This is a genomic window from Staphylococcus borealis (assembly GCF_001224225.1).
Taxonomy (GTDB): Bacteria; Bacillota; Bacilli; order Staphylococcales; family Staphylococcaceae; genus Staphylococcus; species Staphylococcus borealis.
The window spans coordinates 356,503-369,930 of the sequence record NZ_CUEE01000001.1; the positions used below are offsets into that span (position 1 = coordinate 356,503).

A 13,428-nucleotide genomic window follows, 5' to 3' on the forward strand; every position below is an offset into this window, starting at 1 on the left:
AGGCTTCATTTTGATTACATAAAAAAGTTGGAATGCGAATACACATTCCAACCCTTAAATAAAACATATGATATAAGACATTATTTCAGTTTATATAATTGTATGGACCTATAATTTTAATCATATTTCAATCGTTCACTCATAAAACCTATCCATTTAGATGTTGCATGACTTAATAGTTTATCTTTTTTCCAAATGGCACCTAATTCCCAGCTCATACCTGTATCTTCAATTTTAATACTTTTAATATTATCTTTGAGCATATTTGCAATATGTTCTGGTAAGATACTTACACCTAAATGTGCTAGCAATAAGTACTCAATAAAGTTCCATTGCGAAACATTCGAAACTGTATTTGGAAGAAAACCTGCATTTTTAGCTGCAGCAATAATTTTATCATTAAGGTAAAAATCTTCGTTAAATAGTATAAAATCTTCATTCTTCAACTCAGCCATCGTCACTGAATCACGTGTAGCAAGTTCATGCTCTTTACTTACAACCAGCCTTAAATCTTCACTGTATAAAGGTAAATAATCAAAGACATTTTCATCGATCGGAATAGTTGTAATACCAATATCAATTTGGTCATTGATCAGACGTGTTTCTATCGATTTACCGCCACTCTCATTTAAATTGTATGTCACGTTAGGATATAGTTTATGGAACTCACCAAGAATATAAATAAATTGTTGCATATCCATCACTGCTGACATTCCAATGTTGATATGGCCTGTTTCCAATCCCAATAGTCCATTAATTTCAAAAGGAATATTATCATATAAGGCAATAATTTCTTCACATTTTTTGTAGAATATTTTACCTGCATCCGTGAGTACGAGATAGCGTTTTTGACGATCAAATAATGTCATCTTTAATTCATTTTCAATATCTTTAATCGCTTTACTAATCGTTGGCTGAGCGATATATAAAGATTTTGAAGCATTTGTCATACCACCTTGATTTACCACTTCCATAAAATATTTCATATGTTTGATATCCAAATGCTCACCCTCTTTGTTCATTATTATAATTTCATTATACACGAAATATTTTTGAGAAAATAAAAATATTTAAAGTAAAACTATATGTTTCCATGCACTATGATATTTAAATTTCAATGTTTGACCCTATATGTTTCCTTTTCAAAAAATGTTATAATCACATAGGCTCAATTTAATTAAAGAGGTGAGGCATTGAGCTTTTACGAATTTATGCAAAATTTTGTTGGTGATGACACACCATTAGGTGAATTGGTAAATTGGATTAATCAAGATAGCAATTTCCCTAAAGACGTGAAGAGCCAAGTAGAAGTATTGTCATATTTTCGAAATAATCCATGTCCAGAAAACATACCCGTGACTATCGTTAAAAGAGCATTGGCTGTTTTTAACCAATTCACAAATGTATGATTTCTAACTTGTTATTATACATCATGGACGTATCATCTCACTAAGCGCCTTTATGGCGCTTTTTTGGGGAGTGGGACAGAATTCTAATGCAATTCGTTGTCCACCCTCGCATTTGAAATTAAAAGTCTTTCGAACTTTAAAACATTACTATGCTACTGTGTGAAATTGTGCAAATTCACTTTAATGTAAAATAAGTTACAAATTACGCTGTTATATTTCATATATATTACAGTTATTTGTATAATTCGTTTCTTATATTGTATTAGACCTTTTTAACGAATATGATTAATACAGTTTTTAATTCTTTTATATTTTGAGGAGAACACAATGAAATTTAAAAAATTATTTTCACGTCTTTTACTCGCTACCGGAATCATGTTCGCAGGAACTTTTACATATCAAACGATTGAACACACGCACGTATCTGAAGCCGCTTCTTATAATTACTATACGAAAGGTCAATGTACTTGGTGGGCATATCAACGTCGTGCTCAACTAGGTAAACCTGTATCAAATCGTTGGGGAAATGCTAAGAATTGGTATTACAACGCACAACGCTCTGGTTATAGAACTGGTCATACACCTAAACGCTACGCAGTAATGCAATCTACTGCAGGTTATTATGGTCATGTTGCTGTTGTCGAAGCCGTATATAAAAATGGAAGTATTAAAGTTTCTGAATATAACTATAATAGACCAAATGGTTACGGTACTCGTTACTTAAGTAAATGGTCAGCGCGTAATTATAATTACATCTACTAAATGAAATCATGATATTAAATGAATAAATAAAAGCCACTACCATGAGTAAGGTACTTAAATACAGTCCTTAAGTCATACGTAGTGGCTTTTCTATATATCATTATTGTCGTAAATCTTCTAAAATTTGTTGCGCTGTCGCAGTGTTTGCTTTAGGCGCTTGTTTTAATGCTTCGGCAACACGCGCGATTTCATCACCTTTAGCACCTACAACAATGGCTAACGATTTGTATTGTAAGCTCATATGGCCTTTTTGGATACCTTCAGAAACTAACGCTCGACACGCTGAAAAGTTCTGCGCTAATCCCACGGCAGCAACAACTTGACCTAGTTCTTGTGCTGATTGAACATTTAATAATTCGAGTGAAGCTTTCGCAATTGGCAACACTTTTGTACCGCCACCAACAATAGCTAATGTCATCGGTACTTCTATCGTTCCAATTAAACGTCCACGTTCTTTATCATATTTCCAGGTTGCGATACCTCTATATTGCCCATCACGACTTGCATATGCATGTGCGCTCGCTTCAGCACCACGTGTATCATTCCCTGTTGCTAAGACAACTGCATGGATACCATTCATTACCCCTTTATTATGCGTTGCTGCACGGTGGATATCAACTTGTGCTAATACTGAGGCACGTTCCATGCGGTGTGCAACTTCTTCTCCAGAACGATCACCTTTATTTAAATCATTAATATCAATTTCACCTTGTACACGTACGACTGAGGCTGTCGCATGGTTAGACAAAATACTCATAAGCACATCACGATTTGGAAATTCATTCTTTAAATGTGCTGTAATAGCTTCTAAAATCGTATTAAGCATATTGGCACCCATTGCATCTTTAGTATCAACAAAAACCTTCAATGACAATAGTTGATGTTCTAGAAACGTATCGATTTCAATTCGTCTATATCCACCGCCACGTTCTATAATTGATGGATATGCTTCAGCTGCAATTTGCTTAATTTGTGGTTCTAATGCTTGAATGTCTTGGGCTAATGCCTCTGTATCGTTGACATCATCAAAGACGATTTGACCAATCATTAAGCGTTCACTTTTAACCGTCTTAAAACCACCTGTATTGTTGACTAATTTGGCACCATAACTTGCTGCAGCTACAACAGAAGGTTCTTCAACCATCATTGGTACAACATATGCTTTGTCATCAACAATAATTTTAGGTAATAAACCTACAGGCAACGTTCCTTGGCCTATTACATTTTCGATTAAACTATTCGCAACCTCTTCATTAATTAATGGATTATTTAATAATACATGATAGTTGTCATCTGTTAGCCACCCATAATCAACGAGTTGTTTTAATTTATATTCACGAGATAAATGTCGAAACGACTTATCTAATTGCTTCATACTATTATTCCCCTTTATCGATCATTAAAGCGATGCCTAGTCCGCCACCGATACATGCCGTTGCAATACCAGAGCGTTTATTCTCTTGTTCAAGTGCATTCACTAATGTTGTGACAAGTCTAGCACCACTTGCACCAATTGGGTGTCCTAATGCAATCGCACCACCATAAATGTTTAACTTGTCATCTGGAATATGCAAATTATCTTTAACTGGTATACTTTGTGCCGCAAATGCTTCAGTCATCTCTACAATATCGACATCATCGATTTTACTATCTGTTTTATTCAGTAACTTCTCAACAGCATAGAATGGTGCATAGCCCATATATTGAGGATCGCAACCTACTTCAGCATAGTCTCCAACAATACCAAGAATGTCATACCCGTGTGCTTTCGCATACGATGCTTCCATCAAGATAAGCGCAGATGAGCCATCGTTAATACTTGAAGCATTACCACCTGTGACTGTGCCATCTTCTTTAAATATTGTCTTTAATGTTGCAAGTTTCTCAACACTACTATTTGGACGCACACCTTCATCTGAAGTCATTTCTTCACCTTCAGCGTCTGTCATGCTAATAATTTCATTATTAAATTTACCTTCTTGAGTCGCTTTTGCTGCTTTTGCTTGTGAATGATTTGCAAATTCATCTTGCATTTCACGTGTGATGTCATATTTTTCAGCGATATTCTCAGCTGTTACGCCCATTGGTACATAATGAAACGCATCTGTTAAGCCATCGTGCATAAAGCTTTCAACAGGTTCTTGACCCTCTTTCAAAATTAATTGAGGGGCATTGGTCATACTTTCAACCCCACCGACTGCAACAACATCCGCTTCGCCTAATTGAATTAACTGTTTCCCTAATATGATCGCTTTAAGCCCAGAACCACATACTTCGTTAATTGTCATAGCTGGTGTTGTATCAGGTACACCGGCTTTGATCGCAATTTGGCGTGCTGGATTTTGTCCTACGCCACTTTGTAATACGTTTCCAAAAATAACTTGTTGTATGATATTAGGATCAATGTTCGCAGCTTCGATGGCACCTTTCAAAGCTGTCGTTCCTAATTCAACTGCAGAATAATTTCTTAATTTCCCTTTATATCTACCGATTGGTGTTCTTTTAGCACTGACTATAGCAATTTTTTTCATTCTTTATCTCCTTATATGTAGTTTATATATAAATTGTAATTTAGTTATTTAATTTGGTAAAATAACTATTAATATGATTATTAATAATAGCCGATAGAAGTTTTCTCAAACTCAATGTTATACCATGCGGTTTCACGTATTTTATTATATTACGCTATTAAACGACATGCGTTATTGCATTTAACCATCAGAATGAAAACGCTTTCTGTTAGTGAGCATTTTAAATGAAATTGTCACAAAAAGCTACTATTAATATGAATTATAAAAATTAGAATAATGAAAGGATGTAGTGCCCATGAGTATAGGAATTGATAAAATTAACTTTTACGTCCCTAAATACTATGTAGACATGGCTAAGCTTGCAGAAGCTCGCCAAGTTGATCCAAATAAATTTTTAATTGGGATTGGTCAAACCCAAATGGCAGTCAGTCCAGTATCACAAGATATTGTATCTATGGGGGCTAATGCTGCTAAAGATATTATAACAGATGATGATAAAAAACATATTGGAATGGTCATTGTAGCGACTGAATCTGCAATTGATAATGCCAAAGCTGCGGCAGTTCAAATACACAATTTATTAGGTATTCAGCCATTTGCACGCTGCTTCGAAATGAAAGAAGCTTGCTATGCTGCAACACCTGCCATCCAATTAGCTAAAGACTACATTGAGAAACGTCCTGAAGAAAAAGTCCTTGTCATCGCAAGTGATACAGCACGTTATGGTATTCAATCTGGTGGTGAACCAACACAAGGTGCTGGCGCAGTGGCTATGTTAATTTCTCATAATCCTAGTATTTTAGTCTTAAATGATGACGCTGTTGCATATACAGAGGATGTTTATGATTTCTGGAGACCAACTGGACATCAATACCCATTAGTTGCAGGAGCTTTATCTAAAGATGCCTATATTAAATCATTCCAAGAAAGTTGGAATGAATATGCGCGTCGTGAAGGTAAATCACTATCTGACTTCGAATCATTATGTTTCCACGTACCATTTACTAAAATGGGTAAAAAAGCATTGGATTCTATTATTAATGATGCCGATGAAACAACACAAGAACGTTTAACTTCTAGTTATGAAGATGCAGTATACTACAATCGTTATGTAGGTAACATTTATACAGGTTCATTATATTTAAGCTTAATCTCATTATTAGAGAATCGATCACTAAAAGGTGGTCAAACAATTGGATTATTTAGCTATGGCTCAGGTTCAGTTGGAGAATTCTTTAGTGCCACTCTAGTTGAGGGTTACGATAAACAATTAGATATTGATGGACATAAGGCATTATTGAATGATCGTCATGAAGTCTCAGTTGAAGACTACGAAAGTTTCTTTAAACGTTTCGATAATTTAGAATTCGATCATGATACGGAACAATCAAATGACGACACATCTATTTACTATTTAGAACGTATTCAAGATGATATTCGTCAATATCACCGTCCTGAATAACATCATTCATAGTAAAGAGGCGTAAGAGACATGCACTTTTAGCAAGGTGTCTCTTATGCCTCTTTTTATTTATATTCACTATGATCACGGTTTGGTTGAATGTTTAGGTCGATACAGGTGAGTCATGTCTACTTGTTCAAGTTCGAGTAGTTTGATTTTATGATTAATTGTGCCACCATATCCTGTTAAGCTACCATCTTTTCCAACTACACGGTGGCATGGGATAATAATTGAAATAGGGTTACTACCTACTGCGCCACCCACTGCTTGTGCAGACATATTGGGTTTACCGCGTTCTTCTCCTACAAGATGTGCAATCTCACCATATGTTTTTAATTGACCATATTCTATGTGTTGTAATTTCTGCCATACGCTTTTTTGAAATTCAGTACCTTCTGGTTTAAGCGAAAAATCAATAGTCGGACGCTGTCCATCAAAATATTGATTTAACCATTTAACTGCTTTTTTGAAGACATCTAGCTCCGGATTAGTAGGATGTGTCACTGTCGTGTCCTGATATTTATAAAGTAGATGCGTGAGTGACTTGCCATCACTAATGAGTTCTAAATTTTGCACGGGTGATTCGTAAAGCATTGAATACGCCATCAAACCCCTCCTTTCTGACCATTATGACGAAGTTTGATGCCAATGTACAACGGGAAGTATGTAACAATACTTAAATAATGGAGGTGTACTGGTGGCTGGTTTAAATAAAGATGATGTTGATTTACATTTCAATACAAACCGATTTAATGAAGATGATCATGCTAAACAAATTTCATTCTTCTACAAAGCCCTATATCAAATCAATGATATTGTATTAGGCATTATATTCTTGATAGGAAGCTTTTTATTCTTTAGTGATCAAACTATGATTGCTGGCACAATATTATTTGTGATTGGTAGTCTTCAAATGACTGCAAGACCTGTAATTTCTTTTGTTCATGATATGAAACTATCAAGATATTACAAACGAAAGTATAGTCAACACGTTACCGAAGAGACACATAATCATTAATAAAGTGCAGTCTGGGACAAAAATAATATAATGAAGCTATTTTGCAAATTCGCAGTAGCTAACTGAACTGAGAAGGCGCTTTAATCAAGCTTTTCTCAGTTCTAGTCACCCTTGCGGGCGGGGCCCCAGCAAAGAGAATTTCATCAAGAAATTCTACAAGCAAAGCAAGCTGGGGTGGGACGACGAATTTAAAAGAATTCTGTCCCACTCCCCACGCTTTATTTGTGTTAGAACCAATCTTTCTTTTTAAAAAGTGTAATGAGTGATACAACAACTATGAACGAAATAGCTATAAAGACAAAGTAACTATAATGCCAATCGAGTTCAGGCATATAGGAGAAATTCATGCCATACCATCCCGTTAAAAATGATAATGGAAAGAATATGGATGAAATAATCGTTAACACATTCATCACGCCATTAATTCTATTAGAACGATAAGACTCATTATTATCTTTAATATCATCTGTAATATGTTCACATGCCATTAACGTATCGTTCTGTCTTAATAACCTACTATGAATATGCTTAATCAATAACTGATACTCGTGTGATACGTTTAATGATGTTTCATCTATCATTTCATTTAGTAGTTGTTCCATTGGGATCAATATACGCTTTAATTTAATAATTTCAGAGCGAATGCGATAGACATCATCCATTAATTTACGGTTATTAACTTTATCTACATTCTGATTTTCAAAAGAAAAGACAATGTCTTCCACACGATTGACATAGTTAAAATATTCCTCTGTAAATCTATCAATCATGACGGCTACCAGTTCAGTTACAGTTATCTCTTTCGGCAACGTATTGAATGACGAAATGATGTCTGATAAAACCTTCATAGGATATTTATGTACGGTAATCATCCAATTATGCTTTACAGTTATACTTAGTGGTTCTGCTGAAAAATCATTGTGACTTATCGCATGGAGTATGAGATATAAATGTTGTTTATGCGGATGGGTACTTATTTTAGGTCTTGTTACTGTAAATTCAGACGCTTCTATGTGGTGTTTAGCAATATTGAACCGTTGCGTCAGTATTGCTTGATCATTTTGAGTTGGATTTTCGAAATCAACCCATACAAGTCTAGCATCTTCAGGTATAGCTGAAAATGTACATGCAGTATGAAAACGATGTGCTTGGTCTTGATAGTGGACACGGATTGCCATAGTATCTCCTACTTTTTATTTCTTTTATTCTTCCATACCACTTTTCAGAAAATAAAAACAAAAGGCTAAGACACACGGAAAGTCGCATTAAATACATTGCTTAAATCCGTTAATGTCTTAACCTTAATTCCCAATCATATTACACGTGTAAAGTAATCACATTAGTTTTGATTAAAATTATATAATTCATAACCTTTGTCTTTAGCATATTCAATGGCTAAAATTTCTAAAACGTTGATGAATGCTGGTTCATTCTTAACATTGACATATTGGAATTTCAAATTGTAATCTTCAGCTGTAATTGATTTTATATCGTCTACATTGACCCCTTTTTGTTGTGCTAAGCCTTTTTTAAATTTAGTCGTCCCTACACCTGATTTTAAATTATATTGACCTAATTTATTAAATAAATCCTTAGTAATTAGTTGATAACCTGTAGAGTAACCACCAGTTTGTCCAACGAAAATAGGCGTTTTCTTATCAAAAATAACATAAACGCCAAATTTATCTTGAACCTTTTCACGGTCTTCTTTACTAAATGTTAGCGCGCTATCTTTATCATATTTAAATAATTTCTTAAGTTGCTTCTTATTATCTTCTTTAATTTGATCTAATTGTTTACTGCCTTTCATAATTGAAAATCCTCCCATACAGAACTCGTTTAATATCATTCGTTAAGCAATGTTTCTATTTGCATAACATATACCCTTTCACAATGCTTTGAAACGCATCGTCTAAATCATCGTACACGATATTTCAGAATTTTCATATCAGTTTAATTTTTATACGTTATTTACATCTTTAATGTAAATACATGTTTATTTATGTATTTATATAATCTATAATTAGATATTATGTTTCTATAAAATGATTAGATTCTTCTATAGATGTTAGGGGAGAACAATTTTGAATGATAAAGACTTACGGGTAATTAAGACCAAAAAAGCATTAACAGATAGTCTATATTCGTTGCTAGAAGAAGAAGCATTTTCAACTATAACGGTAAATATGATTTGCAAAAATGCTGGTGTGCATCGCACGACGTTTTACAAACACTTTTATGATAAATTCGAATTATTAAATCAGCTATTGAAATTAACACATGATGATTATTTTGCGACTGACATTAAAGAACGTTTGAATAATCCTTTTCAAACACTAGCCAATACATTTAATAAAGAAGAAATATCTAGAATTGAACATAAACAATTCAATGATAAAGCATTTTATGAAGCGCGCAATAACTATTTGATTGAAATCATGCAGAACGACTTCAAAGCAAACATGCATCGCATTACTGTTGACGGTGTCGTTCCTAAGAGTTTAGTATTCTATGTCTTCGGTTCCGTGCTAAATGCATTTATGGATTGGAAAAAGGATGAAAATGTAGAAATCAAACCTAAGCAAATGGACCAAATTTTTCATAAACTTATCAATGTCAAAGCACACGATTAAATCAACATGAGGAAGTAGGCATCAAAGCTACTTCTTCATGTTTTTTATAGTCGTCAATAGGTATTAATCGCTATTTATTATAAATCAATATATAATGGCATTGGTTATAAACTAATAAAAAGGGGTTAAATCATGACTGAATTATTTCCATATTTAGCATTCGAAAATGCAAAAGAGGCAATATCCTATTACGAGGACGTCTTTGGCGCTACAAACGTTAAAAGATTAGACATTAGCGAAGCACAAGCAGAACAATTTGGCATGACGAAAGAACAAGCTGCGGACGCTACTATGCACGCAGAATTCGAAGTATTAGGCGTCAAAATCTTATGTTCCGATTCATTTGGACGTGTAGAGAATATTAATAATGGTATTTCACTGCTTATCGATTTCGATGTCAATGATCATAACGATTCAGATAAAGTTCAACAATTTTACGATAAAATTAAAAATCACGACTCTGTAAACATCGAAATGCCGCTTAAAGAACAATTCTGGGGTGGAAAAATGGGTGCCTTCACTGATAAATATGGCGTACGATGGATGTTACACGGGCAAGATTACACACAACTTAATTCATAATCCACATCACTTTCTGTTTTATTTCATTAACAATGCGCTGTAATAGAATCTATAATATAAGGGAGTGGGACTGAATTCTTTTTAAATTCATCGTCCCACTCCCAGCTTTATATTTATAAAATGTTTTTTGATCTTAGAACATTTCTGAAACGACTTTTTGTTCTAAGAAGTTTAATAAGTAGTCTGGACTACCTGTTTTGGCATCTGTACCAGACATTTTGAAGCCACCAAATGGATGATAACCTACAACTGCTGCAGTACATCCACGGTTAAGGTATAAGTTACCTACATCGAATTCATTCACTGCTTTAATCCAGTTCTCACGATTATTCGTAATCACTGCACCTGTTAAACCATAGTCTGTATCATTCGCAATTTCAATTGCTTCTTCGAAATTATCAAATTTAGTAAAGCCAACCACCGGACCAAAGATTTCTTCTTGCATTACTTGGTCAGATGATTTTAATCCTGAAATAATGGTTGGTTTAATGAAGTAACCTGTTGAATCATCAGCTTCGCCGCCAATTTCAATTTTACCTTCTTTACCACCAATTTCGATATATTTTTTAATTTTGTCGAATTGTTTTTTATTAATTACAGGACCCATAAATGTATTATCTACAGTATTGCCAACTGTTAATTCTTTTGTTAATGCTACTGCTTTTTCTAAGACTTCATCATAAACTGAACTGTGTACGATAGCACGTGAACATGCTGAGCATTTTTGGCCAGAGAAGCCAAATGCTGACGTTACGATTGACTCTGCAGCTAAATCCGTATCAATATTTTCATCAACGACAATCGCATCTTTACCGCCCATTTCTGCAATAACACGTTTTAAGAATGTTTGGCCTTCTTGAACCACTGCACTACGTTCATAAATACGTGTACCAGTTGCACGAGAACCTGTGAACGTAACAAAGTGTGTATGCACAGAATCAACTAAATAGTCACCAATTTCTTTAGGATCACCAGGTACAAAGTTGACAACACCTTTAGGAAGACCTGCTTCTTCTAAAATTTCAATTAATTTATACGCAGTTAATACTGTATCTTCAGCAGGTTTCAATAGAACTGTATTACCAGCTACTACTGGTGCTAATGTTGTACCAGCCATGATCGCAAATGGGAAGTTCCAAGGTGGAATCGTTACACCTGTACCAATTGATTTATAGAAGTACTTGTTATGTTCCCCTTCACGGTCTAATACCGGTTTACCATCTGCTAATTCCATCATTGAACGTGCATAGTATTCGATAAAGTCGATACCTTCAGCCGCATCGCCTACTGCTTCATCCCAAGGTTTACCTGCTTCGTATACCATAACCGCAGAAATTTCTTCTTTACGACGACGAATAATTGCTGCTACACGTAATAATAATTCTGCACGATCTTTATGTGACCATTGACGCCACGCTTTATATGCTTTATTTGAAGATTCAAATGCTTTATCAACATCTTCCTTAGTTGCTTTAGATACTTTAGCAATTAATTCCGATGTATTAGCTGGATTAATTGAATCAAATGTATCATCTTTAGTAATGTGCTCACCGTCAATCACAATTGGAAGTGTTTGACCAAATTCACTTTTAACTTGTTCTAACGTTTTTTGAAATCTTTCTACATTTTCTTGTACTGAAAAATCAATCCCAGGTTCATTTTTGAAAGGTACTACCATTCTTAATTACCCCCTATGTATTTGTAAGAATTATAAAAATCAGTAAAACATTGACTTACTTAAAATGATAATTTGTATCATTAATTTCATTCTACTATGCTTCGGGTTATTTTTGCAATCGCTTACATACATATTATCTGAAAAGTTTTAATTATTAGTCAGATGTGGTGTTTCACTCAAAACACATGCAAACGATATTATTATAATTTTATATTTTTATAAAAATAAAGTATAATAAATTTACACAAATTAACGACATCAAGAAAAGGAAGTACACAAATGAAAGCATTAATTACAGGCGGAGCAGGATTTATTGGCTCACATGTAGCCGAACATTTTGTTAAGCAAAATATCGAGGTACATGTTATCGATAATTTAAGTTCAGGATACTTACATAATATTCCCTTTGTTAATAAAGAACATATTTACGTTAAGGATATCACCGATTTTGAGTTTGTAACGCAATTAATACGTCAAGAGCAATTTGATTATGTTATTCATTTAGCAGCCATGGTGAGTGTTGTTGAAACAATTGAGAAGCCATCTTTATCTAATCAAATTAATATTGATGCCACAGTTCATCTTTTAGAAACCATTCGAACGTACAATAAGCAAATTAAAAAATTCATATTTGCCTCATCGGCAGCCATTTACGGTGATCTACCAAGTTTACCTAAATCCGTTTCTCACTCTAAACCATCGCCATTATCTCCATATGCAATACAGAAATACGCTGGAGAGCAGTATGCTAAGATTTATCATCATTTATATGATATGCCCTGCGCTTGTCTCAGATTCTTTAATGTTTATGGTCCAAGACAAAATCCTAACTCGGATTATTCAGGTGTCATCTCAATAATGAATCATAAATTTACGCATCAGACTGAATTTACTTACTATGGTGATGGTGAACAAACTCGTGATTTTGTTTACATTGATGATTTAATTGCCGCTATGTGGCTTGTGCTGAATACTCCAGCAACAAGTGGTTCAATATTCAATGTAGGTACGGGCATACAAACAAATCTGAAAGCAGTTTTTAAAGCGTTTGAAAAGGGCTTCAATTACAGTATCCCATACCAATTTAAAGCACCAAGACTTGGAGATATTAAACATTCTTGTGCTGACATTACACCACTTGAATCATTGGGTTATCATCCTCAATATGATATAGCTAAAGGCATTCAATCTTATTTGGCATATAACAAAGAACATAAAGTAAAATTATAAAAGCATCGACTCAGATAAATTAAAAGCATCTTGTTGCAAATGCCCTTTTAATTCAGTCAACTACTGTCAATATATTTGTAGGGAGTGGGACAGAATTCTTTTGAATTCGTCGTCCCACTCCCT

Annotated in this window: 14 protein-coding genes; 7 read left to right on the forward strand and 7 right to left on the reverse strand. The window is 34.2% G+C overall.

The genetic code is table 11. The features are described 5' to 3' along the window. Nucleotides 1–116: 116 nt before the first annotated feature. Nucleotides 117–1,001 carry a cidABC operon transcriptional activator CidR gene (cidR, locus tag AK212_RS01775; protein ID WP_053028840.1) on the reverse strand — a complete coding sequence of 295 codons (885 nt, stop codon included), beginning with the start codon at nt 999–1,001 and terminating at the stop codon, nt 117–119. A gap of 192 nt (nt 1,002–1,193) precedes the next feature. Between cidR and AK212_RS01780 the strand changes: the two genes are divergently transcribed. Both AK212_RS01780 and AK212_RS01785 read left to right on the forward strand, forming a co-directional pair. Then, nucleotides 1,194–1,409: a sterile alpha motif-like domain-containing protein gene (locus AK212_RS01780; RefSeq protein ID WP_053028841.1), complete on the forward strand. Its 216-nt coding sequence runs from the start codon at nt 1,194–1,196 to the stop codon at nt 1,407–1,409. Between the two features lie 327 nt (nt 1,410–1,736). Next, nucleotides 1,737–2,171 carry a CHAP domain-containing protein gene (locus tag AK212_RS01785; protein WP_053028842.1) on the forward strand — a complete coding sequence of 145 codons (435 nt, stop codon included), beginning with the start codon at nt 1,737–1,739 and terminating at the stop codon, nt 2,169–2,171. Nucleotides 2,172–2,271: 100 nt separating this feature from the next. Here the strand turns inward: AK212_RS01785 and AK212_RS01790 are convergent, their stop codons facing one another. Further along, on the reverse strand, nt 2,272–3,546 hold the full coding sequence (locus tag AK212_RS01790; protein WP_053028843.1) for a hydroxymethylglutaryl-CoA reductase, degradative: 1,275 nt from the start codon (nt 3,544–3,546) through the stop codon (nt 2,272–2,274). 4 nt (nt 3,547–3,550) lie between these two features. Then, complete coding sequence (locus tag AK212_RS01795; RefSeq protein WP_053028844.1) at nt 3,551–4,702, reverse strand: thiolase family protein; 1,152 nt, start codon at nt 4,700–4,702, stop codon at nt 3,551–3,553. Nucleotides 4,703–4,997: 295 nt separating this feature from the next. On the opposite strand from AK212_RS01795, the gene AK212_RS01800 reads away from it, so the two are divergent. Further along, nucleotides 4,998–6,164 (forward strand): hydroxymethylglutaryl-CoA synthase, encoded by a 1,167-nt coding sequence (locus tag AK212_RS01800; protein WP_053028845.1) that lies wholly within the window; start codon nt 4,998–5,000, stop codon nt 6,162–6,164. A gap of 84 nt (nt 6,165–6,248) precedes the next feature. Here AK212_RS01800 and AK212_RS01805 read toward each other — a convergent pair whose 3' ends face one another. Beyond that, nucleotides 6,249–6,770: a methylated-DNA--[protein]-cysteine S-methyltransferase gene (locus AK212_RS01805; RefSeq protein WP_053028846.1), complete on the reverse strand. Its 522-nt coding sequence runs from the start codon at nt 6,768–6,770 to the stop codon at nt 6,249–6,251. Nucleotides 6,771–6,861: 91 nt separating this feature from the next. Here AK212_RS01805 and AK212_RS01810 point away from each other — a divergent pair, with 91 nt between their 5' ends. Continuing rightward, the gene (locus AK212_RS01810) at nt 6,862–7,182 is read left to right on the forward strand and encodes a YrhK family protein (RefSeq protein WP_053028847.1); all 321 of its coding nucleotides are present in this window, start codon (nt 6,862–6,864) and stop codon (nt 7,180–7,182) included. A 227-nt stretch (nt 7,183–7,409) separates the two neighbouring features. Here AK212_RS01810 and AK212_RS01815 read toward each other — a convergent pair whose 3' ends face one another. Beyond that, on the reverse strand, nt 7,410–8,360 hold the full coding sequence (locus AK212_RS01815) for a CorA family divalent cation transporter (protein WP_053028848.1): 951 nt from the start codon (nt 8,358–8,360) through the stop codon (nt 7,410–7,412). 161 nt (nt 8,361–8,521) lie between these two features. Then, nucleotides 8,522–8,992 (reverse strand): hypothetical protein, encoded by a 471-nt coding sequence (locus tag AK212_RS01820; RefSeq protein ID WP_053028849.1) that lies wholly within the window; start codon nt 8,990–8,992, stop codon nt 8,522–8,524. 274 nt (nt 8,993–9,266) lie between these two features. Between AK212_RS01820 and AK212_RS01825 the strand changes: the two genes are divergently transcribed. Next, nucleotides 9,267–9,815, forward strand: a complete 549-nt coding sequence (locus tag AK212_RS01825; protein ID WP_053028850.1) for a TetR/AcrR family transcriptional regulator — start codon at nt 9,267–9,269, stop codon at nt 9,813–9,815. A 132-nt stretch (nt 9,816–9,947) separates the two neighbouring features. After that, nucleotides 9,948–10,397: a VOC family protein gene (locus AK212_RS01830; protein WP_053028851.1), complete on the forward strand. Its 450-nt coding sequence runs from the start codon at nt 9,948–9,950 to the stop codon at nt 10,395–10,397. 133 nt (nt 10,398–10,530) lie between these two features. Here AK212_RS01830 and pruA read toward each other — a convergent pair whose 3' ends face one another. Then, nucleotides 10,531–12,075: an L-glutamate gamma-semialdehyde dehydrogenase gene (pruA, locus tag AK212_RS01835; RefSeq protein ID WP_053028852.1), complete on the reverse strand. Its 1,545-nt coding sequence runs from the start codon at nt 12,073–12,075 to the stop codon at nt 10,531–10,533. Nucleotides 12,076–12,354: 279 nt separating this feature from the next. Between pruA and AK212_RS01840 the strand changes: the two genes are divergently transcribed. Further along, nucleotides 12,355–13,305, forward strand: coding sequence for an NAD-dependent epimerase/dehydratase family protein (locus AK212_RS01840; RefSeq protein WP_053028853.1), 951 nt, complete (start codon nt 12,355–12,357; stop codon nt 13,303–13,305). Nucleotides 13,306–13,428: the final 123 nt, after the last annotated feature.

Bases quoted from the DNA above. Each gene is read 5' to 3' on its own strand.
- AK212_RS01805 (WP_053028846.1), bottom strand. From the start codon at position 6,770: ATGGCGTATTCAATGCTTTACGAATCACCCGTGCAAAATTTAGAACTC.
- AK212_RS01800 (WP_053028845.1), top strand. From the start codon at position 4,998: ATGAGTATAGGAATTGATAAAATTAACTTTTACGTCCCTAAATACTAT.
- AK212_RS01790 (WP_053028843.1), bottom strand. From the start codon at position 3,546: ATGAAGCAATTAGATAAGTCGTTTCGACATTTATCTCGTGAATATAAA.
- pruA (WP_053028852.1), bottom strand. From the start codon at position 12,075: ATGGTAGTACCTTTCAAAAATGAACCTGGGATTGATTTTTCAGTACAA.
- AK212_RS01830 (WP_053028851.1), top strand. From the start codon at position 9,948: ATGACTGAATTATTTCCATATTTAGCATTCGAAAATGCAAAAGAGGCA.
- AK212_RS01820 (WP_053028849.1), bottom strand. From the start codon at position 8,992: ATGAAAGGCAGTAAACAATTAGATCAAATTAAAGAAGATAATAAGAAG.
- AK212_RS01795 (WP_053028844.1), bottom strand. From the start codon at position 4,702: ATGAAAAAAATTGCTATAGTCAGTGCTAAAAGAACACCAATCGGTAGA.
- AK212_RS01815 (WP_053028848.1), bottom strand. From the start codon at position 8,360: ATGGCAATCCGTGTCCACTATCAAGACCAAGCACATCGTTTTCATACT.
- AK212_RS01785 (WP_053028842.1), top strand. From the start codon at position 1,737: ATGAAATTTAAAAAATTATTTTCACGTCTTTTACTCGCTACCGGAATC.
- AK212_RS01840 (WP_053028853.1), top strand. From the start codon at position 12,355: ATGAAAGCATTAATTACAGGCGGAGCAGGATTTATTGGCTCACATGTA.